Source organism: Streptomyces guryensis (assembly GCF_021261325.1).
GTDB lineage: Bacteria > Actinomycetota > Actinomycetes > Streptomycetales > Streptomycetaceae > Streptomyces > Streptomyces guryensis.
This window is the reverse complement of sequence record NZ_JAJSBI010000032.1, coordinates 85,836-111,625: the sequence shown is the minus strand read 5'-3', so window position 1 is coordinate 111,625 and position 25,790 is coordinate 85,836. Positions and strand designations below refer to the sequence as shown.

Below are 25,790 nucleotides of genomic sequence, written 5' to 3'. Positions count from 1 at the left end.
GGCCCGCTCGACTCGCTCCCGTGCGGCATCCACCTCCGCCTGAGCCTGCTCCAGGACCTCCGTCCAGGACTCCAGATCCTGCCTCGCCCGCGCCTCACGCTGTTCCATCAACCCCAGCACCGACGGCATCGCACCCTCCTTGATCCACAACAAGCCGTCCCCTGCCTGCCCCTACACCGTCGCGGTCATGCCCCACACACGAAGAAGCCCCTGCTCATCGAACAGGGGCTTCCTTTGCCACAACGCACTGAGCAGGGTCTCGTCGATCAGCAGCGTGAACGGATCCAGCTTCGACGGCCGCGCCGAAGCGGTTGTCGTGCGTGGCTGCGGCCAAGCCGAGGTCAGGGCCTTGTTGACCGCGCTCCAGGTGACGCCGTACTTGCACTGCAACGCCCGGTTCGACATGCCATCGCGGGAGTCGCGCCACAGCGGCGGCGTACAACTCGACCTTCGACTGGCCAGGCGGCATCGGGGGTGCTCCTTTACTCAGCACATCCAGCTTGACACCGCAACCCCGATGGTGACGTCAGTACTACCGACAGAACCACAGGTGGGGATCCGCGCTCCGCGCCCGGCTCGTCGGCCACGCGTGCCGGCCTGCACCGCCACAAGCCCGGCGATCGAACAGCCCACCAGCCATCTGCGACGCCTCGCGGCCTTGGCGCCGGAAGCGTGTACGAAGGCGTTCACGGGCAGTCAGGATGGCTGGACTTGGTCGAAGACGGCGAGGGCTTCCGCGGGGTCCGCGCTCACGAGGCGTTCCAGACCGGCCGTAGTGATCTTCGCCCACTTGCCGGCCCGTGCCCACATCCGTTCCTCGAAGGCGCGGACGGCCACGTCGAGATCTCCGGCGCCGGTGGCGATGGACTCGGCGAGTTCGGCGCCTTCCAGCATCGCGAGGTTCGCGCCCGCCCCCAAGGGGGGCATCAGATGGGCGGCGTCGCCCAGGAGCGTCACCCCGGGGACGTGGGTCCAGGTGTGGGACACGGGCAGGACGTAGAGCGGGCGGTGGACGAAAGCGGTGCCGTGACGGAGGAGGTCGAGGACGGGAGCGGCCCAGCCGTCGAACAGAGTGAGCAGGCTCGATCGCACGGCCTCGGCATCGGCCAGGTCCAGGTTCGAGTGCCAGTCCAGCGGTGCGCGGAACTGGGCGTACACCTTGACGTGGCCGCCGCTGTTGCGTTGGGCGACGAGTTTTCGGTTCACGCCGTACACAGCCATGGAACCGTCGCCGACGAGCCGGGCGAGGTCGGGGTGGCGGGTGTCGACGTCGTCCAGAGAGGTCTCGACCGTGGTGATGCCGGTGTAGTGCGGCGTCACCGGCGAGACTGCCGGGCGGGTCCGGGACCAGGCGCCGTCCGCGCCGACCACGAGGTCGAACGTCTCTCGCCGCCCGTCTGCGAAATGGACCAGTACGCCACCCCGGGGCCCCGGCACCACCTGCGTCACGCCCCGACCCCACTGGACGTCGAGAGGGCCTAGCAGCAGGTCACGGAGTTGCCCGCGGTCGATCTCCGGATTGGCCCGGTCATCCGGACGGGGTCGCCAGTCACGCAGGACGGTCCCGGCCGTGTCCAGGATGCGCATGGCCTGCCCCTCGGGGCGAGAGACCGCCTGGAACTCCGCCAGCAGCCCCGCCTTGTCCAGCGCGAGCTGGCCGAGCCCTTCGTGCAGGTCCAGCATGCCGCCCGGGGGGCGGGCGTCGGAGGCGGGGTCACGTTCGAGGATGGTGACGGGGTACTCGTGGCGGTGCAGGACGCGCGCGAAAGTGAGGCCGCCGGGACCGCTCCCGACCACTGCGATGCGATGTCTCATGTCGATACACTGTATTGGCCAAGTACGATGTATCGCAACATACGATGTGGCCATGACTGTGTGGGACCGGCCGGAGCCGCCGACTCGCCCCGTGCCGCTCGACCGGGAGCGGATCGTCGCCGCCGCCATCGCGCTGGCCGACGAGGGTGGGCTGGAGTCGGTGTCGGTGCGCAAGGTTGCGGCCCGGCTGAACGCCGGCCCGATGCGCCTGTACGGATACATCTCCACCAAGGAGGAGCTGTTCGACCTCATGGTGGACGAGGTCCAGGCCGAGATTCTCCCCGATGGGCACCCCGGTGACTGGCGGGAGGCGCTGGGCATGCTCGCCCACCGCACCAGGCAGGCCGCTCTGCGTCACGAATGGCTGGCCGACCTGCTCGGCGGCCGCCCGACCCTGGGCCCGAACGGCTTCGCCGTGACCGAGGCCACGCTGGCCGCCCTCGACGGCCTGGCGGACATCGACACCGTCATGCGCGCTGTGGAGACTGTCAGTGCCTATTTCACCGGAGCTATCAGGCGCGAGATCGCGAACCTGCGGGCCGAGCGCGCCACGGGCCTGTCCAAGCGCGACTGGCAGCGCGCCTCCGGCCCGCATGTGACCAGACTGTTGGCCACGGGCCGCTTCCCGGCACTGGCCAAGGCCGTGTACGACGGCACGGACGTGGACGCCGAGACATCCTTCGCGACCGGCCTGGACTGGGTCCTCGACGCAGTGGCCGCCAAACTCGCCCGGCCGTCGGCGTGACGCTCAGCGCCCGCCGAATGTGAGCGAGTTCGGGGTTGATGTCCACGGGCGGTGCCGACTTGCGCCGCCACCAATACCGTTCGGGGTGTCCTGAAAAGGCCGCCGACGCCGCCGAGTCGGCGCGAGTGCGGCTCGGCGGCCCAGGAGTCGATGTACTCGTAGGCGATCGACGAGACGCGGGTGCACAGGTCGCCGGTGGCGGGAACCCGTCGGCGCGAATCTTCTTGATCGCGGCGTCCGAGTAGACGGGCCTCCCACAACGCCATGCCCTCAGGGTGTGAGGGCGAGCAATCCGCGTTCGGTATCCACACGGCACCACCGACGGTGGGCTCTGTTCCGCTGAACGGCACGGCGCGTGACGCTCCGCCCCATGGCGGCACAGCATCCATGCAGAAGGTCGTCGGCCCTTTCCCCACTCACTTCACTCAACGGCCCTGTTCTCAGGGGCCTGGACAAAGGAAGCCCATGCGAGGAAAAAGACTGGGACGCACTGCAGCCGCAGTCCTGGCGAGCATCGCCCTACTGTTGGGCGGGGCGGGTATGGCCGGTGCCGCCCCCCGTCATGAAGCCGCGCCGTCGAGCAGCTTCGGCCCGGCGGACGTCGGTGCGACCCTCACCACTGCCAAGATCACGTTCTTGACCTCGGGCGAGGACAAGGACAACAACACCACGCTCAGCATCAAGGTGGTGACCGCTGCCGGCAAGACCGCAGCGTCCGCGTTCGACACCTTCGGCAAGTTCGGCGACGGTTCCGTCGTACCCGTCAGTCTGCTCGTCCGCAGGAACATCACCTGGGACGCACTGCAGGGCGGAAATCTGCGACTTCACATCGAGCCGAACGGCGATGACACCTGGAAGTTCGGCTACAGGCTCGATCTGACTTTCGACGACGGGGACGTGTCCCAGACGATCGTGAACCGTATCTCGATGAGCGAGGACAACAAGGACCATACGCACGCGATCGAGTTCTGACGTGGCGTCGTGAGGTCGGCATAACCACATCGACACCCAGTGGCCGGTCCCAGGGCACCACACTCCTGGGCCGGCCACACCCGCATGACCGGGGCGACGGGACTGTCAGGGCGTGTCGCCGGAGTAGTGGAAGCGGCAGACCACACCCGGGCCGGATGCGAGGAATTCGCCGGGGTGTCGGTCGTACAGGGCGCGGCCCCCGGGCCACCGCGACAACTCGGTGGGCAGGGCGGCACCCTCATCGACCTCCTGGGGCCGTCGGCCCGTGATGTCCAGCAGCAATCCGTCCAGCGGGCCGCCTACGAGCGCCGCGTACGTCCGCCCGGGGAGCGGCCCGGGGTCGGGGTCCTCGTGGTCGTGGCCGTAGACCCGGCCGCGCAGCACCTGCTCATCTCCGTTCATGCCTCCAGCCTTGCAGCCGCCACCGACAACGCGGGGCCGGGAGGCGGGTCCGGCCGGGAGCTGTGCTGGTCACGAGAGGTGCCACCCGCTCCCAGACGTGCACCCGTCTCGCCGTGCCCGTCGCCCACGGCCGCGTCGGGGGTGGGTCACACGGGCGAAGGGCCGCGCGCTCACCGGTCGGCGACGGCGCGCGGACCGCCACAGGTTCGGCCAGCCTCCGGCGGACCGCGTCTCTGAACTGCTTCAGTCGCTCCGGCGGGACCGGCAGGATCGGATCAACCATGCCGGGCCTCCCAGTTCGATGGGTACCGACGCCGGCCGGCATCACGGATTGCCTCACGTGGCGTTGCGGCGCGCCAGAGGCCGCGGAGTCCGTGACCGCGAAGCCGCTACACGGGTGTCGATGGCGCAGTGGGGGCGTAGGCGTGTGTCAGTCCACGGTCGTGAGGAGTTGGCCGGTGGGGCGGGTGCCGTCGTAGGCGTAGATGTGCACCTTGGCAGGAGTTCTGGGCTGCGCCGGGACGAGAGAGAGGGCGACGACGTGGCCGTCGCTGTCCTTCGCCACCTTGCGGACGCGCACGGAGGAAGCCGGGGAGACGACGACCGTACGGCCGCGGGAGCAGTCGGAGGAGACGGAGACGACGCGGGGCGGCGGACCGCCTGCGTCCCGGTCCGTCGTGGCGGGGAGCCGGTCGCCGGCCGGAGTGGACGGCATCCCTCGGGTGGAGGTGCTCAGCGGGGTCGTGCCGATGCCCTCGGCGCCGGTCCAGAAGGTGACCCCGCAGAGCTTCAACGGGGGCGCGCCGCTGCGGACGTCGGACTTCGAGCAGCCGGTGACTCCCACGACCAGAAGGGCCAGGAGGGCCAAAATGATCGCGAGCGATGCGCCGTCGGCCCGGGGCGGGCGGGGGCGGTGCGGAGGTCGGGACAACGGAGTCACCTGCCAGTGCAGTTGGCGGTTTCTTCCGGACCGTGGTTCTGAGAGGTGCCGGTGAAGTTGCCGCTGGAATCGATGGTGCCCGGTGGGCAAAGTACTGATTCTGCGCGCAAGTCGGTCAATATCTGCGGGTGTCGAACGGGCCGGTGCAGAAGCCGGAGGTGAAATCGGAATTGCTCTGCGTGCCACTCGTTCCTGAGACGGCGGAGGCGCCGAAGTCGTTCAGCGCTGTGCAGTCGCTGCTGAAGGTATGGCGCTCTGCGATCGACTCGGCGGTGGCACCGGAAGTGCCGGTGGCGTCGACGGTCTGGGTGCCGCGGGCTCGGTGTCCGAGATGGCCCAGGGGCACGAAGGGGGTGCGGGCGGGCGAATCCCTCTGGGAAAACAAGCGAATCCCTCTGGGAAACAAGGGGCAGAGTCCCGCTGGTATGGTGCGCCGATGTCAGCGATCAAGAAGTTCCAAGTCACCTTCGACTGCGCGGAACCTGAGCGCCTCGCTCGCTTCTGGTGCGAGGTGTTGGGGTACGTCGTACCTCCGCCACCGGAGGGGTTTGCCAGTTGGGACGACTTCAAGCGTTCACAGCCGCCTGAGCAGCGGGATGCGTGGTTCGCCTGTACAGATCCCTCAGGTGTTGGTCCGCGGCTGTACTTCCAGCGTGTCCCCGAAGGGAAGGCAGCCAAGAACCGGGTGCATCTTGATGTGCGGGTCGGCACCGGACTCGTGGGTGAAGAGCGCCTCGCCGCCCTCGAAGCCGAATGTGCGCGGCTGATCCCTCTCGGCGCGGTACACGTGCAGACGCTGTATGACGGCAATGATGCGTGCATCCCGATGCTCGACATCGAGGGCAACGAGTTCTGTATCGACTGAGCATTCCCCGCCCGGCACCGTCTGTCGTCCACCAGGTCCGTTCCCGGGCCGGTGAATTGCAGTTGGGCGGCCGATCACAGTCTTGGCGGCGGGTAGGCCGGATGTGAGCAGTCAGTGTCAAGTCGAGCTTGCCGAGCGGGCGTTGAAGCTCGATGATCTTGGGGAACGGTTACGGAGACCGGTCTACGAGCCGGCAGCCCATGCCACGATGAGCCCATGAGTGATGAGCGCCGGAGCCTGCTTGCCGAGAAGACGCCCTTCCCCGACGACCTCGATGATCGACTGCATGCCCAACTCACCTTTCTCATCGAGGTCGACCAGCTCAAAACCATTCTCCGTCAGTCGCCCCTCGCTGCGGTGGACCGCCGTGAGAACGACGCGGAGCACTCCTGGCACCTGGCCATGATGGTGGTGATCCTCGCAGAGCACTCCGACCAACCCATCGACGTGGGCCACACCATTCAGCTTGTCCTCCTGCACGATGTGGTGGAGATCTATGCCGGGGACACACCCTTGCACGACAGTGTCGCGGGTAGCGATCAGCATGAACGGGAAGTTGCCGCTGCCGACGAGCTCTTCAGCCTGCTACCGGCGGACCAGGGTCAGCGCCTGCGGCTTCTGTGGGACGAATTCGAGGAACGTCGTACTCCCGAAGCCAGATTCGCCAAGGCGATGGACCGGCTGCAGCCACTCCTTCTCAACTGGATGGCACGCGGCGGTACGTGGCGTACCCCGGGCGTCACCGCGGACGATGTCCGAGCCCGCAAGGCAGTGATCGGAGAGGCATCTGCCTCGCTGTGGCGGGCCGGGCGACGCCTTATCGACGAGGGCGAGACGCGCGGCTGGTCGAGACGCGCGACGCCTTGACGGTCATGGCTGCCACGTCGGCTGCCCTGCCGTGACCGATGCCGGTCGCATCGCCGGTGACCGGAATGCTGATGCCCGTCCCTGTGCGGGGCGGTGATGGAGCGGCCCGGGGCCGGGCCGCTCCTTCTCAGGCGCCGGCGCCGCCGTCGACCGGGACGATCGCGCCGGTCACGTACGAGGCGCGGTCACTGAGCAGCCATGCGGCCGCTTCGGCGATCTCCCGGGGCTCGCCCATCCGCCCGAGCGGGATCCTTGCGCTCATCCCCTCGATGACGCCGGGGGTCGCCGCTTCCCATTCGTCGATCATTTCGGTGGCGGTGCCGCCGGGGGTGATGCCGTTCACCCGGATGTTGGCGGGAGCCAGGTCGACCGCGGCGGTCTCGGTGAGGCTGTTGAGCGCGCGCTTCATGGCCCCGTAGGCGGGCAGTGCGGGATTGGCGCGGCGGCTGCCGATGCTGGAGGTGTTGACGATGGCCCCGCCGCCGCCCTGCCGCATGAGGGCTACCTCGGCGTTCATGGCAGTCCAGTGCGAGCGGAAGTTCACGGTGAACTGCTCGTCGATGTCCTCATCGGTGGTGGCGTCGACCGGGCCGGGCTGCTGGATCACCGCGCCGTTGTTGAAGGCGCCGTCGAGGCGTCCGTACAGTTCCCCGACGCGGTCGACGGCGGCGCGGATGCTCGCACGGTCGGCCAGGTCCATGGTGACGGCGTCGGCGACGCCGCCGTCGGCGCGGATCTCCTTCACGATGCGGTCGAGGGCGTCGGTGCTGCGGGCGGCGAGCACGACGGCAGCGCCCTCAGAGGCGAAGAGCCGGGCCGCGGCCGCCCCGATGCCGCGGCTGGCCCCGGTGATGAAGACGACCTTGCCGGTGAGCAGGCCGACGGGTGCGCCGGCGGAAGAGTTCGTGTTGTTCGTCATGGCGACAGCGTCCGGCGGGCTGCCGGCCGGATACAGGCACAGGCTGTACCAGGATCCGCGGCCGCTGGCGCCCGCACACTGAGCGTATGGACAAGCAGGAGCTCGGGGCATTCCTCCGCAGCCGCCGCGAGCGGCTCCGCCCGCAGGACGTCGGCCTTCCCTCCGGCCCGCGCCGGCGCACACCAGGTCTCCGCCGCGAGGAAGTGGCGGTCCTCGCCCACATCTCCACCGAGTACTACGTCCGCCTCGAGCAGGGCAGGGCGCCACGCCCCTCGGGCGACGTCCTGGCCGCGATCGCCGGCGCACTGCGGCTCACCGACGCCGAGTCCGACCACCTCCATGTCCTCGCGGGCACCGCGCCGAACCGGACGGGACTGCACCGGCGCGACGTCCGCCCCAGCGTGCTCGCGCTCCTTCAACGGCTGCCGCAGACAGCCGGGTTCGTATTGTCCGCCGCGTGCGAGGTCCTCGCCTGGAACGACCTGGCGGCCGCGCTCATGGAGGACTTCGCCCCGCTCACCCCCGAGGACCGCAACCTCGCCCGCCGGGCCTTCCCCGGGCCGGAGCGCGCCGATGCGGCGCTCTACGGGATCTCCGACGCCGCCGACTTCCGGCTGAGCGTCGTGATGCAGCTGCACACCACCTTTGCCCGATACCCCGCGGACCCCGCGGTGACCGGTCTCGTCCGCGAGCTCCGCGGCACCAGCCCCGACTTCGCCCGACTCTGGGAACGACACGATGTACAGGCCGCACCGATGCTCACCAAGACCTTCCGCCACCCGACGGTCGGCGACGTCACCGTCGACTGCGACACGCTCACCCTCACCGACCGCGACCAGTACCTCGTGCTCTTCACCGCGCCGCCGGGGTCCCCCGGCGGCGCGGCCCTCGCCCTGCTGAACGTCCTGGGAGCACAGGCCAGTCGCTGCCTGCCGTAGCACCACAGCCGGCCTCCTTGCCGGTGCTGCAGGTGGACCGGACATCAGGGGATATCAGGGACACGATCAGGGGTACCCCTCAGGTGGAGGTCCATGATGTTCGAGGCAGGCGACATTCGTGAATGGCGTGGTCACGGCGTGGTCGACCCTGGCGGTCACAAGATCGGGGTCCTTGAGGCCGTCTACGTCGACACCGCCACCGACCAGCCCTTCTTCGCGACGGTGACCGTGGGTCTTCCCACCCGTCGGCGCCTGGTTTTCGTGCCGCTGTCCGGTGCGACCGTGGGGCCGGGCTATCTCAAGATCGCTCACCCCAAGGACGTGGTGAGGAAGGCTCCCGCGATCGACACCGACGGCGAGCTGCCTGCCACGGAAGAGCCGGGGATCTTCGCGCACTACGAACTCGAATACACGCCGGGAGCCGGCGGTGAACGCCGTCTCGCCCGTCGCTGAGCCGCGGCGCCGCTGAGAAGGCGCTGGAGCCCACTGGGAGCGCCGATGAGTCTGTTTCTGTTCCTCGTCCTCGTGGCCCTCGTTCTGGGCATCATCGGATTCGCCGCGCACGGCCTGTTCTATCTGCTGATCATCGGCGCCGTGCTGCTGCTCGCCGACCTCGCGTACGCCGCCATGCGCTTCCGCCGGGGCGGCAGAAAGCACCGCCTGGCGCGCTGACGGCGACACCCCGGGCGACGGCCGACGTCCTCTCGCTCTCGTGGCCGGAGTCCCGCCTGGTCAGATGTCGTCCAGACGGCGGATGTCCTCCTCGTCCCAGGTGCGGGTGGAGCGGGGCCGGGTGTAGGGCTCGGCCTCGGGCGGGTGGCCACCGGCGATGGCCCGCTGCCGCACGCTCTCGGCATCGAACTCCAGGCCCAGGAGGATCGCGAGGTTGCTGATCCACAACCAGACGAGGAAGACGATGACGCCGGCCATGGTGCCGTACGTCTTGTTGTACGAGGCGAAGTTCGCGACGTAGAACGCGAACCCGGCGGAGGCCGCGAGCCAGATCGCCAAGGCCAGCAGGCTGCCCGGGGTGATCCACCTGAACCCCTTGACCTTGGCGTTCGGGGTGGCCCAGTACAGGATCGCGATCATGACGGTGACCAGCAACACCAGAACGGGCCACTTGGCGATCGACCACACCGTCAGCGCGGTGTCCCCGATCCCGAGCGCCTGTCCGGTCTGGCGGGCCAGCGCACCGGTGAAGACCACGATCAGCGCGCTCATCACCGCCAGCACCAGGAGCACCGCGGTCACACCGATCCGCACCGGCAGGACCTTCCACACCGGTCGGCCCTCCGGCATGTCGTAGACGGCGTTCGCGGCACGGATGAAGGCGGCCACGTACCCGGACGCCGACCACACCGCCAGCACGATGCCCACCAGGGCCATCACCGAGCCGGTCCCGGAATTGTTCTGGAGCTGTTCGACGGCCCGCGTGATGATGTCGCGTGCCGAGCCGGGGGCCAGCTGCCTGAGATTGTGCAGCACCTTGTCGGTGGTCGACCTGCCGGTGATCCCCAGAAGGGAGACCAGTACCAGCAGCGCCGGGAACAGGGACAGCACGCCGTAGTAGGTCAGCGCCGCGGCCCGGTCCGTCAGCTCGTCGTCCTTGAACTCCTTCAAGCTGCCCTTGAGTACGGCGGACCAGGCGCCCTTCGGCAGCTTCGCGGGCGTGTCCGGAGCGGCCCGTTCGACCTCCGGGTCCGGCCCGGCCTCCTCCGGCGACGGCACCCGGGAAGCCGGGGCTTCGTCGGGGCCCTTGTGAGTTTTCCGGTGTGGGAGATGCAGCTTGGTCATACCCGCCGGGTATCCCCGCCGCGCGCGCTCAAGCGGACGCCCACCGGCTGGGCCGGCCTCGGTCTCGTCCGGTGCGGCGTCGCTCCTCGCGAGCGCCGCCCTGACCAGCGTGGACGTGCTTGGACGGCAGCGGGGACGTGCACCTGTCGGGACCAGGGACGTGCGGGACCGCATCCGCCGTGACCGGTCGACCGGCCAGGCTTTCCCTTCTCGGCTCGGGGCCGGGGTCTGTCGGGGCCGTATCGGCTCGGGGCCGGGGTCTGTCGGGCGGATCAGGACGGGGCACCGAAGACACCGAAGACGGGCCGCTACCCCCGCTCCCCCCGCTCCCCAGGCGTTACGGACGGTCCGGCTGCCGTGGCGTGTCCCGCTTCCGTCGAGGTTTCCGGGGCGGACGAAGTGATCACCTCGGAGCGTCGGCCGCCCCGGTCCATGAGGCCACCTGTGAAGGCGAGGCCGAGGCCGGCCACTGCGAGGGCCGCGCCGACGAGGCTGGGAGACGCCCAGCCCCAGCCCGCGGAGATGGCCAGTCCGCCGAGCCAGGCGCCGCCCGCGTTGGCCAGGTTGAAGGCGGAGTGGTTGGAGGCCGCGGCCATCGTCGGGGCGTTCTTCGCCTTGGCCATGAGAAGCATCTGGACGGGCGTGGTGACGAAGGCGCCCATGGCACCGAGGAAGGTGATCGTCAGCAGGGCCGAAACGGTGCTGTGCACAGTGAAGTAGAAGGTCACCAGGGCTGCGGCGAGCAGAGCGAGCCCCGCGTAAAGGGTCGGGCGCAGGGCGCGGTCCGTGAGCGGGCCCGCAATCAGCGTGCCGAGCGTCATGCCGACGCCGTACAGCGCGAGGACCAGGGTGGTCGAGGAGTCGGAGATGCCCGTCAGGTGTGTCAGCATCGGCACCAGGTAGCTGTAGACGGCGAAGAATCCGCCGAAGCCCACCACCGCCGTGGCCAGGCCGATCGCGACCTGCCTGTTGCCCATGGCCCGCAGCTCGTGCCGGATGCCGGACTGGCCGCCGCGTGGCTGGTCAGGGACGAAGAGCGCCAGCGCGGCGAGGGCGACGAGGCCGATGACGGCTACGGCGCCGTATGCGGACCGCCAGCCCAGCTGCTGGCCGAGTGCGGTGCCGGCCGGCACTCCGACGATGTTCGCGACGGTCAGTCCGAGGAACATCCTGGAGACCGCGCGCGCAGCTCGCTCAGGGGCGACCAGCCGGGAGGCGACGACCGCCCCGACGCCGAACAGTGCGCCGTGCGGCAGCCCCGCCAGAAAACGCGCGGCGAACAGCAGACCGAAATCAGGTGCGAGCGCGGACGCGATGTTGCCGACCACGAACAGTCCCGACAGGAGCAGCAGGAGCCGTTTGTGCGGTATGCGTGCCCCGATGCCGGTCAGTACGGGTGCGCCGACGACGACACCGAGTGCGTACGCCGACACGAGGTTGCCGGCGTGCGGCACCGACACACCGACACCATCGGCGATCTGGGGCAGCAGCCCCATCGTGGCGAACTCGGTTGTGCCGATGCCGAAGGCGACGACAGCCAGGGCCAGCAGAGCCAGAGGCATGGTGCGGGAGAACCTTTCAACGCAAGCAGTCCAGGGACCAGGGAGCGGAGAACCGCCGAGGTCGTAGAGATCCCACGGCCGGCCGCGTCGAGCACCATCGCCCTGCGCACCCCCAAACAGGGCAAGCCCATGAACTGTGCAGCAGCGGCAGGAGACCGCGCATTCCAAGATCGAGCCGCACTCTGGCGTGATCTGTGTCATGACGGTTCCGGCCGGTCGGACAGCGGCGTGGCGCGTCCGACCGGCCGGAACCGTCGTACTGGTCGAGCCGCTCGCGCGCGCTCAGGTCAGTACGTGGACATGGCTTCAGCCGGTGTAGGCGGCGAAGATCTTCGCGAACTCGTAGGGAGACTGCGGAATGTTGGTGCACTGGTAGAGGGCGCCCGTGCAGGCGTTGCGGTCCCGGGTGGCCTCCCAGAAGGCGAGCTCCCCCAGGTGCTTGCCCTGGGCGAACGAAACCAGCCGGCGGGCGTCGGCCTGGTCGTAGAGGTGGCCGTCGTCGTTCTGCCCGAGCATCGGGGTCACTCCGACCATCGCCCAGAGCTGGGCGTCGGTCTTGCTGGGATAGAGCGACTTCAGCTGGGCGAAGGTGCTCTGTGCGGCTTGGACGGCGGCGTCGCCGTAGTCGACGCTGCGGTAGTAGTCCATCGCCATCACATTCACCACGTCCAGGTCGACTCCTGCGTCGCGCGCCGACTGCACCACGTTCAGTCCGTCGGAGGTCAGGCCCTCCGGGAGGACGGGCAGCGTCAGCGAGATCCGCAGCCCCGGGTGTGCCTGCTGGAGGCGTGCCAGGGCCTGGGAGCGGCGGGCGACGGAGGTCGGGTCCGCGGAGGCCGCGCCCTCGATGTCGAAGTCGACGTACTTCAGGCTGTAAGCGGTCACCACCGCGCTGTACTCGGCGTACAGCGCGTCCACCGAGGTGCAGGCCTGGGCCAGTTCGATGCCGTTGGCGCCCCCGAAGGAGACCTTGACGTCTCCCCCGGCGGCCCGGATGGCGTCGATCTGGTCCTTGGCCCAGCCGTCGCGCGGGTCGTAGGCGTTGAACCACATCGCCTTGCAGCCGGAGGCAGTGATGAAGGCCATCGTGTAGTTGCTCAGGCCGCTCGCCGAGGCCATCTCGGGCATGCTCGGTGTCGGCCACGCCCCCATGTCGATGTACGGCGCGGTGAACAGACCACCGCTCGGCTGCAGCCCGCCGGCAGAGGTCGTGCCGCTGACCGCCGCAGAGTAGGCGGACACGTTGCCCGCGGCGTCTCGGGCGCGCACGCGGAAGGAGTAACTCGTGGCCGCCTGCAGGCCGGTGGCCGTGTACGAGGTGCCCGTCACGGTGGTGGGAGTGCCGCCGTCGCGCGAGACCTCGTACCCGGCGATGGATCCTGAGTCGTCGGTCGCGGCGCTCCACCGCACGGTCAGGGCGGAGGCGGTCGCAGAGCCGACGTTCACTCCGGCCGGCACACCGGGCGGCGTGGTGTCGGTGCTCGAACCACCCGTGCAGGAGGCGCCGTTGAGCTTGCAGGCGGTAGGGGCGCCGGTGCCGTTGGACACCCATCCGAAGGAGGTGGACGCACCCGGCGCCAGTGTGCCGTTGTAGTCACGGTTCTTGAAGGTGTAGTGGTTGCCGCTCTGCGTGAGCAACGCGTCCCAGTACGACCCGACGGTGGTGCCGGAGGGCAGGTCGAACTCGACGCTCCAGCCCGTCAGGGTGGTGCTCCCTGCGTTCGTGATGGTGTACGCGCCCTGGTAACCGCCCTCCCACGTCGACGTCTTGGAGAAGGCGGCGGTCGGTGTGCCGGCGGCGGAAGCGGGTGGGGCCAGGACCAGTAGGAGCAGTCCGGTGAACAGGGTGAGAAGGGCCGACGGTCTTCGCATGTGCTGCCTCCACTGGGGGGTGGGCGCCGGGTCGGCGCGTGAAGCCGCAGAGTTGGTCCATACCAATACTCTGGCATGTACATACCGAGCCACAGGCCGGCCGTCAAGCCTCACGCCCGACGCCCGCAGGAACACGGCGCACAGGCACGCCGGGCCGTTGCGGTGCTGCCGCCGGGCCCCGCCAAGTGGTGCCATCGCCCGCACAGCGCCCTCCGCCCGGTATCCCGCAGAGGCGTTCAGCGAGCTGGTGGAGCGGTGTCAAGGCGCTGTCCCCCTCGTCGAAGTGCTGCAACTGCCCCAGGTCGCCGGGATCTGTGCGCGGTATGCGGTCGAGTGCGCTGCCGACCCTCTCAAAAGGCCTCGGGCTGCGGCCACGAGATACGACCGACCCGCGGGCCGCTACGGAGCGGCCTCCTTGTCGCGGCCTTCGACGAGTGGCTGTGCCGCTCACACGGCGCGCTCCATACACACCAGTTGATCCCGCCCGTCCCACGACTCGGTGACAGTGAAGCCGAGTCGCTCATACAGCGCGATGGCGCCTGCCCGCCACTGCCACACCGACAGCCGTACGGTGCTGACACCGCTGTCCGCGGCATGCGCAAGCGCGGCGCCGACCAGGCTGGACGCGACGCCCTGGCCCCGGAATGCCGGAGCCGTCCAGAGCCTCTTGACCTCGCACCGCCCGCCGACCGGAGCGGTCACCACCACAGAGCCGACGACGGTGTTCCCGCTCAACGCCACCAGTACGACGTCGTCAGCGAACGCGGCCCGCGGGTCCAGGACCTCTGCCCGGTACCGGTCCGGCAACCCGTCCGCATCCGCGACGGCCTCGCCCTTCTCCGCCTGCGTCTGCAGATGGTAGGCCGCCAGCAACGCGGCCAGTCCGCCCGGATCGGAATTGACCTGACCTGGCCAGCGGGCGACGACAACCTCACGTTGATCATTCATTGCGCCAGCATCACCCATGGCGTGCCGCAAGGGTGAGCCTGCCGCAGAAGTGGTGGGCGCTCGTCGGCGGCCGACGGCCTGAAAACGTCCGGCGGCACGGCCAACGCCGTGTACCGGCTGGGCGAGGACATGGCCGCACGGCCGTACGGCCTTCGCTGGTGGCGGGCGGGGCCAACGACGTCTCGCTGCAACGAACGTGGCCGCCTCGCCTTGCCCCCTGCCGGCCCACAACCATCCCCGCGGTCCTCGGAGCCGGGCAGCCGGCCGGGGGCCCATGGCCGTGGCCGGTGTACCAGTGCCATCTCGCGGGAGAAGGCCCCAAGGAGGGGGCGCTGAGCGAACCCGGTCCTACTGGCCGTGGATCGGGCCGAATTCGTGGCCGCGACGCGGAGCGTCGCGGCGCTCGATGCGGAGACCCGGGCAGCGGTCGAGCAACTGCGCGGGATCCCGCAGGAGGCCGTCGACCGGGATGCCGCCACCGCGGTGCGGGAGGAGGCGCTGCGGACCCCGGGTTCCGTCATGACCCGCGTCGGCGACAGCCACCACCAGCTGGGCGAATACGACAAGGCGTACGACGGCTACCTGGAGGCGATCGCCCTCGCCGAGAAGACGGGCAGCTCCAGACCGCACGGCAGGACCCTGCTCCGACTCGGGAGCCTCCAACTCGACCTCGGCCGCCAGCGCCACCGTCATGGCGGCGGTGTCGATGACCCGTGCCGTCCTGCTGAAGTTCCTGAAGTTCGACATCGCCTGATCTCCGGCGGTGTCGTGGGCATGCCCAGTGGTGGACGCTTCAGACGCCGGGAACGGGCGATCACATCGTGCTGACACATCGATGGCTGCGCCGAAGGCAGGGCTGTCGCTCTCCACGGCATGAGCGCGCCCTGGCGCGGCCGGTTTCGGCCCGTCTCCAGCCCCTCGCCGCCATCACCCCTCCCCCACCGGCACCGAAGGTCACCGCCGTGGGGCATTAACCTGGTAGTACTGCTGGATCACCGCCGGACGCCTGCACAGCAGCCCCGACCGGTGCCACCCGGGGACAGGGGAGAACGGAGCGGGCGACGTGAGCGACATACAGGCCCCGAACCGCACAGGGGACACGGCACCGACTCCGGACCGCGACCTGCTCGAGCGTGTACGTCGGCACCGACGGCACACCCTGGAGCTGCTGACCGTCTGCGCCGTCGTTCTCGTCCCCTGGACCGCCCTGCTGGCGGCGACGCTGCCGTCCGGGTACCAGGTCCATCACTGGCGCGCGACATGGGTGGGGTTCGACGTCCTGCTCGTGGTCGCGATGGCGTCCACCGCGATCTGCGGCTGGTTGCGGCACCGCGCCGTCATCGTGGCGGCTCTCGCCACGGCAGTGCTGTTGATCTGCGACGCATGGTTCGACGTGTCTCTCGCCTTCGGCACCTCGGAGATCTGGCTGTCGGCGGCGCTCGCCGTGTTCGCCGAACTGCCTCTGGCCTTCTATCTCATCCACCGGGTGACGGGGATGATCTCGTTCGCGCAGTGGCCCTCCGCCAAGACCGTGCCCGACAGCGACGGGCAGCCCCTGGATCTGGACGCCTGAAGGATCTTCGTACGGCGGCCTTCTGCTCCGCCGGGGTCAGCTCGTGGGCTGATCGGCCGGGGGCTTCGTCGGCTCCGCGTGCGGGTACGACGGCGCCACGCGCAGCGGGCGGGCCGCCCAGCCGGGCAGGTGCCAGTTCCACGGACCGAACAGCGAGACGAGGGACGGAACCAGGAGCATCCGCACGATGGTCGCGTCCAGAAGGATGCCGATGCCCAGACCCGTCGCCAGAGTCTTCAGGTCGGTCCCGGGGCCGGAGGCGAGCGCGGCGAACGCGAGGAAGAGGATCAGCGCGGCGCTGGTGACCAGCCGGCCGGTGCGGCCGATGCCCTCGATCACGGCGGCATCGGTGGAGTGACCGGTGTCGTACTCCTCCCGGATGCGGGAGAGGATGAACACCTCGTAGTCCATGGACAGGCCGTACAGGAACGCGAAGACCATCAGCGGGATCCAGAACGTGATCGCCCCGGTGGCCGCGATGCCGAAGACCGCGTCGGAGCCGTGACCGTCCTGCCAGAAGATCACCATCAGGCCGAGGGTCGCCGCGAGCGAGATCAGGTTCAGCAGCACCGCCTTGAGCGGCAGCAGCAGGGAGCGGAAGGCGCGCACCAGCAGGACGTAGGTCAGCAGCGCGATGATCGTGAGCATCAGCGGGAAGTTGCCGTACACGGCGTGCATGAAGTCGATCTGCGCCGCGCCGATACCGGCGACGCCGAGGACGCCCGGCAGGCCGTCCGCGGCGCTCTTGACCCGTTTGACGACACCCACGCTCTTCGAGTTCACGGTCTCGCGGTCGGGGATGACCACGACGATGCTCTGCCCGCCGCGGTTGCCGGCCGGCCCGGAGGGCACGAGCACGCTGCTCACACCGTCGATCCCGGTCAGCCGGGCGGCGGCCGTGCGGGCCTGGCCGGTGCGGACCAGGACCTCCATGGGGGTCAGCGCGCCGGTCGGCACACCACCGCGCTCCAGGGTCCGCAGGCTCTCGTACGCCGGGCCGCTCTTGGCCAGCGACTCGGAGGAGGCCAGGCCGATCTTGATGCCGAGGAAGACTCCGGTCAGAGCGAACAGTGCGGCCAGCGCGGTGGCGGCCGCGATCCAGCGGCGTCGTACGACGGCGGCGGTCCACCGGGTCCAGAAACGGCTCGCCCGGTTCTCGTGCCGGATCTTCGGCCAGTCGGCCCTCGGTCCGATGCCGCCCAGGATCGCCGGGGTGAGTGTGAGCGTCGTCAGCACGCTCGCCAGGGGGATGAGCGCTCCGCCGTAGCCCATGCTCCGCATGAACGGGACCGGCAGGACCACCAGCGCCAGCAGGCCGATGGCCACCGTCACGCCGCTGAACAGCACCGCGTGCCCGGCGCGCTCCATCGCGACGACGACCGCGTCGTGATTGTCCCGGCCGCGGTCGCGCTCCTCGCGCCAGCGGGTGACGAACAGCAGTGAGTAGTCGATCGCCACGCCCAGGCCGATGAGGGCGACCAGGAACTGCACGATGAACGACACATCCGTGGCATAGGTGAGCGGCAGCAGCATCACGAAGGTCGCGAGGATCGACACCGCGGCCACCACCAGCGGCAGCAGGGCCAGGAAGGAGGCGAACACGAAGGCGAGTACGGCCAGAGCGCCGACGGCGCCGAGGAGCGTCTCCCCGAGGACACCCGGTCCGCCGCCGTTGTTGCCCCCGGAGGCCAGAACGTCCTCACCCGTCACACCGACCGCCGCGCCGGCCGGCACGGCCTTCTGCGCCGCCGAGCGGATCGGATCGGTCAGCAGCTTCTGGCTCGGTGAGGGGTTGAACCGGTAGAACACCAGGGCGTAGGCCGTGCGGTCGTCCTTCGTCCGGAACGCCTTGTCACCGGTGTTCGCCTCGTCGATCACCCGCAGGCCCGGGACCGCTGTGCCGACTGCCGTGAAGACCCGCCCGACATCCGTCTCGTGACCGGTGACGGTCTGCCCCGCCGGGAGTGTGACGGAGACCAGATAGGGATTGGTGTCGCCGCCGCTGCCGAAGGTGCGCTCGATGCGGTGAGCCGTCACCGTGCCGGGCTGGCCCGGCAGGGAGAAGTCGATCGTCAGCCGGTCCGTCGTCCGGCCCGCCAGCAGGATGCCGGCGACGAGCACCAGGCCCCAGAACCCCACAACCGCCTTGCGATGCCGCAGAACGAACTCGGCCCACCGTCGCATGCCCGGGCCCTCCCCACGTTGTAGGTTGCGGGAGTTTAGCGCTATGCACCCTTCCTTCACTATCGGGTAGATCGATGACTTTTGTTGTGATCCGGTGTCCGTGTCGGCCCGAGTAGTCGAAAGAGTGTGCGGCGCGCCTTGCCCTCAGCCCCGACCGGGCGGCGCCCCTCCCAGGGCACCCGGGCTGCCCACGCCGGAGAAGATCACGCCGGGGTGGGTGGGTGTCTGGTTGAGGACCCACAGGCCGATCAGGGTGGCGAGGGTGAAGACCACCGCGATGAGGGCGGCCAGCACGAGTCGGCGGCGGCGCTCTCGGCGCAGCCAGTCACCCCGGGCCGTGCGGTAGGCGTCGGGTGCGGCCCGCACACCGCCGGCCAGTGCCGCCAGGGCCTCGCGCAACTCCTGTTCGGTGCCGTCGTGTTCCGTTCGGGGCCGTCCCGTCGGTTCCTGTTCGGTGCGGTCCGGTGAGGTGTCGTTCATCGCCGGGCCTCCAGCACCTGGCTCAGCGCGGCGATGCCGCGCGCGGTGTGCGTCTTGACCGAACCGCAGGAGATGCCCATCGCGGCGGCTATCTCGCTCTCCTTCAGTCCGAGCCAGTGGCGCAGTACGAGTGCCTCGCGCTGCCGTGCGGGCAGTTGCTGCAGTGCACCGATCAGGGCGCGCTGGTCGTCGTGGAGCAGGGCGGTGCTCTCGGCGGATGCGACCAGTTCGCTCGGCGGCCCTTCGAGGTGCTTGCGGGCGACCTGGAGGTGACGTATCCGCATCCGGGTCAGATTGCACACCGTGGAGCGCAGATAGGCCTCCGCCGCCCCGGGTTCCCGCAGCCGGCGCCACTTGCGGTAGATCTGGTAGTAGGCCTCGGCGACCACGTTCTCCGGGTCGTCGGCGCCGAGGAGCACGGCGAGGCGCAGCATCGAGGCGTAGTGCAGTTCGAAGAGCCGGGCGAGGGCGGCCTCGCGCTCCAGGTCGGCCGGGTCGCGCAGGGCGGGCGTGAGCGCCTCGACGGCGTCGGGTGGTGCGGCCGTGGGTTGCGGAACGCGTGGTTCGGTGACCGCGGCCGCCATGGCCTGGGGCACCGTCACGCGGGGCTGGTGTCTGCGTCTCACGGGTTGTTCGCTCCCGTCTCGGGGCGCCGCCTGACGGTCAGGCGGGACGGCAGGTGGGTGGCGTCGGCGCCGCGCGGGACGCCGAGGCGTTCGAGGGCTGCCGTGCCGGTCACGGCGACGACCAGGTTGACCAGCAGCGCCGCGAGGCCTGCGTAGACCTGAAGGGGCCGGTCGCCGAAGCCGAACGGCACGACGGACGAGAACCCCTCCCGCACCACCAGGAAGGTGCCGGCCGCCATGCCCACGGCCCAGCCGGCCAGCAGAGCGCGCGGATGGAGGCGGCCGGTGAACAGGCCGACGGCCACCGCGGGGAAGATCTGCAGGATCCAGACCCCGCCGAGCAGTTGGAGATTGATCGCGTCCTGGTCGCGCAGCCCGAACACGAAGGCGACCGCGCCGACCTTCGCGGTGAGCGACACCATCCTGGCGATACGTACCTGCCGCTTGGGGGTGGCCGTCGGGTTGACGTACTCGACGTACACATTGCGTACGAAGCTGGTCGCGGCGGCGATCGACATCACGGCGGCCGGTACCAGGGCGCCCACGGTGATCGCGGCGAACACGAGCCCGGCCAGCGGCGCCGGCATCAACCGGTCCACGAGCATCGGTACGGCGGCCTCGGCGCCGCCCTTCGGCGCCCGCACCCCCGCCGCCAGGGCGGCGATGCCGAGGAAGCCGAAGAGAGCGAGCAGCCCGGTCCAGGCGGGCAGTGCCACGGAGACCTTGCGCAGGGTGCGCGGGCCGTCGGCGGCGAAACCGGCGGTCAGGACGTGCGGATACATCAGCAGGGCCAGTGCGGAGCCCAGGGCGAGGGTGGCGTAGGCGGGCTGTTGCTGGGGCGCCAGCAGGAGGGCGGAGTGGGCTGCGTCCGCGCCACCGAGGCGTCGCGCGGACCGAGGCCGCGTCCACCACGGCCTCCACCGGAAGTCGCCGCAGCGCCTCGCGAACGGTCGCGACGGCGGCGCCGCTGGGCACGGTCACGATCGCCGATCCCCCCAGGGCCACCACGCCGACCCAGCCCGCCGGGCAGATCCCGGATTCCCGGGAGACAGCCACGTTGACACCGCCCCGCCGCGGAAACGGGAGCGGCACCCCGGCCAGGTCCTCCCACACTCGGCGGGCTCTTGCCGGCAGCGGATCGATCGACATGGTCTCGATCCTGCCAGGTGGAAGGGGTCACCGGATCATGCCCTTTTGCTCCGGCTCAGAAGTGGGTGGCGATGCCGAAGACGCGGCGGAGTTGAGCCATGTCGTGCCGATCACGATCGGACGGCTCGTACCCCTGATGGAAGAAGACCTGCTGTGCGGCAGACAGACACGGGACTGTCGTTCCTGCAATGGTGCCCGAAACGAAGCACGAGGTGGGGTAGATGAACGGATGCCCCGCTACGGGTGATGCCTGCTCTGCGGATCCGTCCTCGTTGAAGACCAGCGGATGGAGGTCGATGTCCCGCCCCGCCGCGTCCGTGACGACGAACCGGACGGGTCGCCGGTCGAGACTCTCGGCGAAACCCTCCTCGGAGAGGAGCGCCATGACGGCCGCTTCCTGATCCTGGCTGTGCATCAGGTCCAGGTCACGGTGGTCTCGGGTCTGCTCTCCGATCAGAGCGTCGATCCCCCAGCCTCCGCCGATCCAGATGTCGGCCTCGGCCCGTCGCAGCAGGGCCAGGACCGACAACACGTCTTCAGCTGTCATCACTTGTCGCAGACTAGAAGCGATCCCGTGGTGCGGCGAGCGAATTCCTCCGGCACTGCGGTCGGCAGCGAGTCCGGGTGAAACCAAGATGCCCGGGCGGGTCCCGGCCGGGTAGCGTGCGGGCCATGTCGAGCCCTGAGGCAGCCAAGGTGGGGGCTTTCGGTCACGCCGTCAGCTCCCTGAACCACTGAGTTCCCGGTCCTGCCGTCGCGCCGCGTTCCGCGGCCGGACGAGCGCGCCCTTGGGCGCTGACCGCGGTGACGAGACGTCTCCTTCTCGTTCTTCTCCTCACCTCGGAGCCACTCGATGCCTCTCCCCCTGTACATGCTTGCCGTGGCGGTCTTCACCATGGGCACCTCCGAATTTCTTCGGCTTCGTTGTCGTGTTCCTCGCCGCCCACACAGTGGGGGCTGCCACCACGAGTTTCGCGGTCCTGTTCGTGACCCGGGTGGTTGCCGCGCTCGCGAACGCCGGGTTCCTCGCGGTGGCACTGACCACTGCCGCCTCGCTGGTCGCTCCCCGGCAGAAGGGGCGGGCGCCGGCCGTTCTGCTGTCGGGCACCACGGTGGCCACGGTTGCCGGGGTGCCGGCGGGATCAGTACTCGGCACGGTGCTCGGCTGGCGGGCCGCTTTCTGAGACGGAAGCGGCCGGTGCCTACGCGACCGCGGCACTCAATCTCGGCGCCGCCGTCGGACCTCTCATCGCCGCGGCCACGCTCGGCACCGCGGCCGGGGACCTCGGGCCCACTGTGGGCGAGTGGACTGCTCGTCCTGGCCGCCCTGCTGGTCGCACTCCCCCTTCGCGATGTGATCGTGGCCGACCGGGACAACAACGACATGCTCCGATGAGGTCGGTCTGGAAGATCCTCCCGGCAGCGTGGCCGGACTCGCACCATGATTGGCTGACCCCGGTCAGTGCAACAACCACACCAAAGGACACCGCAGCCATGAGCAACGGCTACACCTACGAGTACAAGGTCGTCACCTTCAGGGAATCGCTGATCGGTGACGCGCTCGACAGCGACAAGCTGGAGAAGGTCCTCAACAAGCATGCCGAGGACGGCTGGGGCCTCAAGGCGATCACCTCCGCCGACGTCAAGGGGCGCATCGGACCCGGTTCGGTCGAGGGCCTGCTCCTCACCTTCGAACGGCCCCGCGCATAGCGCCGACTGCACCACTGCTGCCGACATCGGGTCCGCGCATGGTGCGGGCCCGATGCCGTGTCAGTTGCGCACATCGAGCGCCCGTCGCGGCGCCTGCGTCAGGGGCGTCCAGAGCTGCGGCGCGCAGGGCGGGCCGCCACGCGTGCGACCGGCTCGTTCGGTGGCTGCGGCAGGCGGGCCTGGAGCAGGCGCGGCCTTGCGGGAAGACGCATGGGGAACGAGCACGGCGTCATGGCAGACGGGCGTCATCACCGGGCCGCGACCGCGGCTCTGCTCCCGTGCTCGCGCCACGCCTGCTCGCGCAGTTCTGCCGACAGCAGCAGTTCCACGGCCGTGCAGGCCAGCGCCTCGGTCGCCGCGAGCATCGCGCGACGGGCGCGGTCGGAAGCTGCCGCGGTGGCGAACTCGGGGGTGTGGTCGGAGCCGTCCGGCTCCGTGATCGCGACGAACGGGTGGATGGCGGGCACGCGTCCGCTGACGTTGCCGATGTCCGACGAGCCCAGGTACACGCCGGGCGCCCGCGGCGTGATGCCGATGCCCGTGCGGGCCAGATGATGGGCGAACCGTGCTGACAAGGCACCGCTGTCGCGGAAGTGCTCGTAGCGTGGTGTGGCCCGCCCGAAGGTGACTGTCGTGCCCATGGCGCGGGCCACGCCCTGTGCGCAGGTCAGCACCTCCCCCGCCAGGTCCTCCAGAGCGGTGGTCGTGGCGGCACGCAGGCCGAAGAGGCCTTCCGCGTACTCGGGGACGATGTTCGTCGCCAGGCCGCCGTCGGTGACGATTCCCTGGACATGCGACCCCTCCGGGAGGCGCCGCCCGATGGCGGCGAGGGAGTTGAACAGCTGGATGAGGGCCGCGAGGGCGTCGATGCCCTCGGTGGGGTTGCCGGTGGGGTGCGCCGCGCGGCCGTGGAAGCCGATGCGGTACTGCGTCTGAGCGGTCAGGGGCGCCCACTGCCAGCTGTGGACCCCGGGGTGGAACATCAGCGCGGCGTCGACGTCGTCGAAGACACCCGCCTCGGTCTCGGCGACCTTGCCGCCGCCGCCCTCCTCCGCGGGCGTGCCCACGGCCCATACGGCCCCTGCGCCGTCCCCCAGGACGGCCCGTGCCGCGAGGGCGGCGCCCAGGCCGGCCGCGGCGATCAGGTTGTGGCCGCAGGCGTGCCCCAGCCCGGGCAGGGCGTCGTACTCCAGGAGGAAGGCCACCGCCGGCCGACGGACGGTTCCCGCTCGCGCGGCGAAGGCGGTGGGCAGTCCGGCGAGGTCTCGCTCCAGGGTGAACCCCTCGCGTTCGAGCTCACCGCTCAACAGCCTCGCCGCCCGGTGTTCCTCGAAGGCGTACTCGGGGTCGGCGTGCAGGGCCAGGGCGATCTCCCACAGCCGCTCCGCACGGAGGGCCACCTCCCCGGCCACCCGTCCGAGCGCCTCGTCCACCGCGTCTGCCACTCCGGCCTCCCGAGGTCTGCCAGGTACGTCTGTGTTTCCTGTGCGAGTTCCAACAAGACGGCCTCCCACACCGTTAACCCGCCGGGCGCCGGGGAACTCGGGATCCCCGGCGGATCCGGACGGGGAGCCGCCGCTTCTTGGCTGGAGGCGAACAGGCATGGGACACGGTGGAAACGTCATCGACGAGCTGATGACCGATCACCGGGAGGTCGAGGAGCTCTTCGGCCGGATCGAGGCACTGCCGTCCGGTGACAAGGTGCGCAAGGTGTACGCCGACCAGGCCACGATGGAGCTCGTCCGGCACTCGGTGGCCGAGGAGGAGTACCTCTATCCGGCGGTGCGGGAGCACCTGGTCAACGGGAATACCATGGCGGACAGGGAGATCGAGGACCACGCCGGGGCCGAGCAGATCATGAAGGACCTGGAGAGCTGCGAGGCGGGCGACGCCGAGTTCGACCGTCTCGTCGGGAGGCTGATGAGCGAGGTCCGCGCGCACATCGCCGACGAGGAGGAGAACCTCTTCCCCCAGCTGCGCACGGCATGCACGGCGGAGACACTCGACAAGCTGGGGGACAAGGTCCGCCAGGCGAAGAAACTGGCGCCGACCCGGCCGCACCCCTCAGCACCGGACACCCCTCCGGCCAACAAGCTGCTGGCGCCGGGGGCCGGACTGGTCGACCGGGTGCGGGACGTGCTGAGCGGGCGGGGCAAGCACGCCTGACGGGGTCGCCCGGCACCCCCAGGGGGGTGGCTCTCACACCGGCTGTGCAGGCTGGAGCAGGTTCATCAGCTGGTCCTGGTGGAGCGCGGTCACCGGGGCGAGCAGGTCGGGGTGGCGCAGCAGGGCCGCCGCGCGCCGGTCGTTCTCGTCGGGCGCGACCAGGCGCCGGAACGTGACGGGCGTTGCTGCGCCGTGGCTGCCCTCGGCGACGGCGGCCACCGCGCGGCCGGCCAGTTCCGGGTCGCTCAGCAGACAGGCCGCCCAGCTGGCCACCACCTCGTCGACCCAGGTGCGCCAGGCATGGGCGTCCGTGTCGTGGTCGGTGGCGTCGTCCGCGCCGGCGATCCAGTCGAGCCGGGCGGATCCTCCGGGGCCCGCCATGCCGACCAAGGCGGCGTCCACCGGGGTGGGGTAGCGCAGCCATGCCGCGACCGTCACCGCCTGGCGGGCCTGCACCTCGCACAGGGCCGAGGCCAGTGCACCGCCGCCGGAGGGGTAGGCGCAGGTCAGCCACTGGGAGGTCGCCGCGATGAGCGGGGAGAGGTCTGCGAGCACTGCGGGGCCGTCCGTACTGCGTGGGAGAGATCTGGGGCTTGTGAAAGACGGTAGCCCGCGGGGCGGCGGAAGGGACATGCCCGCATCCGGTCCGGTGACGTGGCATCGACCACAGCGGCGCGGGAACCCGGGGGGTCTCTGCACGCACCCACCCCTGGGAGAGGGTCATGAGTCTTCTGCGTCTGGTCGGCCGCCCCATGCTCGCCTCCATGTTCGTGTCCGGTGGTCTGAACACACTGCGCGCTCCCGAGGAGGTGGCGCCGGTGGCCGAGCCCGTCGTCCAGCCGGTCACCGAGCGGGTCGACGCCCTGCCGGACCGCACCGAGCACGTCGTACGGATCAACGGGGCCGTGCAGGTGGTGGCGGGTCTGCTGCTGGGCAGCGGCCGTCTTCCCCGGCCCGCCGCGCTGGCCATCTCGGCCACGCTGGTGCCGACGACGCTCGCGGGTCATCGTTTCTGGGAGGCGGAGGACCCCGAGGAGCGCGCCCAGCAGCGCATCCACTTCCTGAAGAACCTGTCGATGCTCGGCGGTCTGCTGATCGCCGCCGACGACACCGCGGGCGCCCCCTCGCTGGCGTGGCGTGGCCGTCACGCCGCCCATGACCTGCGGCGCGAGGCCCATCTGGTACGGCGGTCCGTGCGGGCCACGGCGCGGCCCGCAGCGGCGGTCGGCTCTGCCAGGGCCAGGCTGGCCCGCTGATCAC

General features: G+C 70.1%; 29 protein-coding genes and 1 pseudogene. 13 read left to right on the top strand and 17 right to left on the bottom strand.

The window, feature by feature from the left end; all coding sequences use genetic code 11:
• Positions 1-171: 171 nt before the first annotated feature.
• Positions 172-405 carry a hypothetical protein gene (locus LJ657_RS41015; RefSeq protein ID WP_232654780.1) on the bottom strand — a complete coding sequence of 78 codons (234 nt, stop codon included), beginning with the start codon at positions 403-405 and terminating at the stop codon, positions 172-174.
• Positions 406-696: 291 nt separating this feature from the next.
• Complete coding sequence (locus LJ657_RS41010; RefSeq protein WP_232654779.1) at positions 697-1,815, bottom strand: FAD-dependent oxidoreductase; 1,119 nt, start codon at positions 1,813-1,815, stop codon at positions 697-699.
• 52 nt (positions 1,816-1,867) lie between these two features.
• Between LJ657_RS41010 and LJ657_RS41005 the strand changes: the two genes are divergently transcribed.
• On the top strand, positions 1,868-2,560 hold the full coding sequence (locus tag LJ657_RS41005; RefSeq protein WP_232654778.1) for a TetR/AcrR family transcriptional regulator: 693 nt from the start codon (positions 1,868-1,870) through the stop codon (positions 2,558-2,560).
• 540 nt (positions 2,561-3,100) lie between these two features.
• Positions 3,101-3,532, top strand: coding sequence for a hypothetical protein (locus LJ657_RS41000; protein WP_232654777.1), 432 nt, complete (start codon positions 3,101-3,103; stop codon positions 3,530-3,532).
• A gap of 105 nt (positions 3,533-3,637) precedes the next feature.
• Here the strand turns inward: LJ657_RS41000 and LJ657_RS40995 are convergent, their stop codons facing one another.
• The 3 genes from LJ657_RS40995 to LJ657_RS40985 form a co-directional block, all read right to left on the bottom strand.
• On the bottom strand, positions 3,638-3,934 hold the full coding sequence (locus tag LJ657_RS40995; protein ID WP_232654776.1) for a hypothetical protein: 297 nt from the start codon (positions 3,932-3,934) through the stop codon (positions 3,638-3,640).
• 430 nt (positions 3,935-4,364) lie between these two features.
• Entirely contained in the window at positions 4,365-4,865 is a 501-nt protein-coding gene (locus LJ657_RS40990; RefSeq protein ID WP_232654775.1) for a hypothetical protein, read from the bottom strand.
• Positions 4,866-4,989: 124 nt separating this feature from the next.
• Positions 4,990-5,259, bottom strand: coding sequence for a hypothetical protein (locus LJ657_RS40985; protein ID WP_232654774.1), 270 nt, complete (start codon positions 5,257-5,259; stop codon positions 4,990-4,992).
• Positions 5,260-5,310: 51 nt separating this feature from the next.
• Between LJ657_RS40985 and LJ657_RS40980 the strand changes: the two genes are divergently transcribed.
• Together LJ657_RS40980 and LJ657_RS40975 are read left to right on the top strand one after the other, a co-directional pair.
• Complete coding sequence (locus tag LJ657_RS40980; RefSeq protein ID WP_232654773.1) at positions 5,311-5,739, top strand: VOC family protein; 429 nt, start codon at positions 5,311-5,313, stop codon at positions 5,737-5,739.
• Positions 5,740-5,955: 216 nt separating this feature from the next.
• Positions 5,956-6,606 (top strand): HD domain-containing protein, encoded by a 651-nt coding sequence (locus LJ657_RS40975; protein ID WP_232654772.1) that lies wholly within the window; start codon positions 5,956-5,958, stop codon positions 6,604-6,606.
• Between the two features lie 127 nt (positions 6,607-6,733).
• Here LJ657_RS40975 and LJ657_RS40970 read toward each other — a convergent pair whose 3' ends face one another.
• Complete coding sequence (locus LJ657_RS40970; RefSeq protein ID WP_232654771.1) at positions 6,734-7,525, bottom strand: SDR family NAD(P)-dependent oxidoreductase; 792 nt, start codon at positions 7,523-7,525, stop codon at positions 6,734-6,736.
• A gap of 86 nt (positions 7,526-7,611) precedes the next feature.
• On the opposite strand from LJ657_RS40970, the gene LJ657_RS40965 reads away from it, so the two are divergent.
• From LJ657_RS40965 to LJ657_RS40955, 3 genes are all read left to right on the top strand, one after another.
• Positions 7,612-8,463, top strand: a complete 852-nt coding sequence (locus LJ657_RS40965) for a helix-turn-helix transcriptional regulator (RefSeq protein WP_232654770.1) — start codon at positions 7,612-7,614, stop codon at positions 8,461-8,463.
• Positions 8,464-8,559: 96 nt separating this feature from the next.
• Entirely contained in the window at positions 8,560-8,916 is a 357-nt protein-coding gene (locus LJ657_RS40960; protein WP_232654788.1) for a PRC-barrel domain-containing protein, read from the top strand.
• Positions 8,917-8,961: 45 nt separating this feature from the next.
• Positions 8,962-9,135, top strand: coding sequence for a hypothetical protein (locus tag LJ657_RS40955; RefSeq protein ID WP_232654769.1), 174 nt, complete (start codon positions 8,962-8,964; stop codon positions 9,133-9,135).
• A 60-nt stretch (positions 9,136-9,195) separates the two neighbouring features.
• On the opposite strand, the gene LJ657_RS40950 is transcribed toward LJ657_RS40955, so the two are convergent.
• From LJ657_RS40950 to LJ657_RS40935, 4 genes are all read right to left on the bottom strand, one after another.
• Complete coding sequence (locus LJ657_RS40950) at positions 9,196-10,260, bottom strand: YihY/virulence factor BrkB family protein (protein WP_232654768.1); 1,065 nt, start codon at positions 10,258-10,260, stop codon at positions 9,196-9,198.
• Positions 10,261-10,568: 308 nt separating this feature from the next.
• A complete protein-coding gene (locus LJ657_RS40945) occupies positions 10,569-11,822 on the bottom strand; it encodes an MFS transporter (RefSeq protein ID WP_232654767.1) in 1,254 nt (417 codons plus the stop codon).
• Positions 11,823-12,128: 306 nt separating this feature from the next.
• The gene (locus LJ657_RS40940; protein WP_232654766.1) at positions 12,129-13,694 is read right to left on the bottom strand and encodes a cellulose binding domain-containing protein; all 1,566 of its coding nucleotides are present in this window, start codon (positions 13,692-13,694) and stop codon (positions 12,129-12,131) included.
• Positions 13,695-14,141: 447 nt separating this feature from the next.
• Positions 14,142-14,642 carry a GNAT family N-acetyltransferase gene (locus tag LJ657_RS40935; RefSeq protein WP_232654765.1) on the bottom strand — a complete coding sequence of 167 codons (501 nt, stop codon included), beginning with the start codon at positions 14,640-14,642 and terminating at the stop codon, positions 14,142-14,144.
• 357 nt (positions 14,643-14,999) lie between these two features.
• On the opposite strand from LJ657_RS40935, the gene LJ657_RS48795 reads away from it, so the two are divergent.
• On the top strand, positions 15,000-15,470 hold the full coding sequence (locus LJ657_RS48795; RefSeq protein ID WP_308117125.1) for a hypothetical protein: 471 nt from the start codon (positions 15,000-15,002) through the stop codon (positions 15,468-15,470).
• 235 nt (positions 15,471-15,705) lie between these two features.
• Positions 15,706-16,215, top strand: coding sequence for a hypothetical protein (locus LJ657_RS40925; RefSeq protein ID WP_232654764.1), 510 nt, complete (start codon positions 15,706-15,708; stop codon positions 16,213-16,215).
• Positions 16,216-16,251: 36 nt separating this feature from the next.
• On the opposite strand, the gene LJ657_RS40920 is transcribed toward LJ657_RS40925, so the two are convergent.
• The 5 genes from LJ657_RS40920 to LJ657_RS40900 all read right to left on the bottom strand — a co-directional run bounded on the left by LJ657_RS40920 (position 16,252) and on the right by LJ657_RS40900 (position 21,201).
• On the bottom strand, positions 16,252-18,399 hold the full coding sequence (locus tag LJ657_RS40920) for an MMPL family transporter (protein WP_232654763.1): 2,148 nt from the start codon (positions 18,397-18,399) through the stop codon (positions 16,252-16,254).
• A 144-nt stretch (positions 18,400-18,543) separates the two neighbouring features.
• Positions 18,544-18,879 carry a hypothetical protein gene (locus tag LJ657_RS40915; RefSeq protein ID WP_232654762.1) on the bottom strand — a complete coding sequence of 112 codons (336 nt, stop codon included), beginning with the start codon at positions 18,877-18,879 and terminating at the stop codon, positions 18,544-18,546.
• On the bottom strand, positions 18,876-19,463 hold the full coding sequence (locus tag LJ657_RS40910; RefSeq protein WP_269787517.1) for an RNA polymerase sigma factor: 588 nt from the start codon (positions 19,461-19,463) through the stop codon (positions 18,876-18,878). Before LJ657_RS40910 ends, LJ657_RS40915 begins: the two co-directional genes overlap by 4 nt.
• Before the next feature lie 38 nt (positions 19,464-19,501).
• Positions 19,502-20,287, bottom strand: a complete 786-nt coding sequence (locus LJ657_RS40905; protein ID WP_372488040.1) for a sodium:solute symporter family transporter — start codon at positions 20,285-20,287, stop codon at positions 19,502-19,504.
• Positions 20,288-20,709: 422 nt separating this feature from the next.
• Positions 20,710-21,201, bottom strand: a complete 492-nt coding sequence (locus LJ657_RS40900) for a nucleotidyltransferase domain-containing protein (protein ID WP_232654760.1) — start codon at positions 21,199-21,201, stop codon at positions 20,710-20,712.
• Positions 21,202-21,507: 306 nt separating this feature from the next.
• On the opposite strand from LJ657_RS40900, the pseudogene LJ657_RS49190 reads away from it, so the two are divergent.
• Both LJ657_RS49190 and LJ657_RS40890 read left to right on the top strand, forming a co-directional pair.
• A pseudogene (locus LJ657_RS49190) lies at positions 21,508-21,835 on the top strand (MFS transporter); the annotation flags it as partial.
• Between the two features lie 313 nt (positions 21,836-22,148).
• Positions 22,149-22,364 carry a DUF4177 domain-containing protein gene (locus LJ657_RS40890; protein WP_232654759.1) on the top strand — a complete coding sequence of 72 codons (216 nt, stop codon included), beginning with the start codon at positions 22,149-22,151 and terminating at the stop codon, positions 22,362-22,364.
• A gap of 248 nt (positions 22,365-22,612) precedes the next feature.
• Here the strand turns inward: LJ657_RS40890 and LJ657_RS40885 are convergent, their stop codons facing one another.
• Positions 22,613-23,809 carry an amidohydrolase gene (locus LJ657_RS40885; protein WP_232654758.1) on the bottom strand — a complete coding sequence of 399 codons (1,197 nt, stop codon included), beginning with the start codon at positions 23,807-23,809 and terminating at the stop codon, positions 22,613-22,615.
• A gap of 157 nt (positions 23,810-23,966) precedes the next feature.
• On the opposite strand from LJ657_RS40885, the gene LJ657_RS40880 reads away from it, so the two are divergent.
• Positions 23,967-24,530, top strand: coding sequence for a hemerythrin domain-containing protein (locus tag LJ657_RS40880; protein ID WP_232654757.1), 564 nt, complete (start codon positions 23,967-23,969; stop codon positions 24,528-24,530).
• A gap of 33 nt (positions 24,531-24,563) precedes the next feature.
• Here LJ657_RS40880 and LJ657_RS40875 read toward each other — a convergent pair whose 3' ends face one another.
• Positions 24,564-25,085 carry a hypothetical protein gene (locus LJ657_RS40875; RefSeq protein ID WP_232654756.1) on the bottom strand — a complete coding sequence of 174 codons (522 nt, stop codon included), beginning with the start codon at positions 25,083-25,085 and terminating at the stop codon, positions 24,564-24,566.
• Between the two features lie 167 nt (positions 25,086-25,252).
• Between LJ657_RS40875 and LJ657_RS40870 the strand changes: the two genes are divergently transcribed.
• Positions 25,253-25,786, top strand: coding sequence for a DoxX family protein (locus LJ657_RS40870; RefSeq protein ID WP_232654755.1), 534 nt, complete (start codon positions 25,253-25,255; stop codon positions 25,784-25,786).
• Positions 25,787-25,790: the final 4 nt, after the last annotated feature.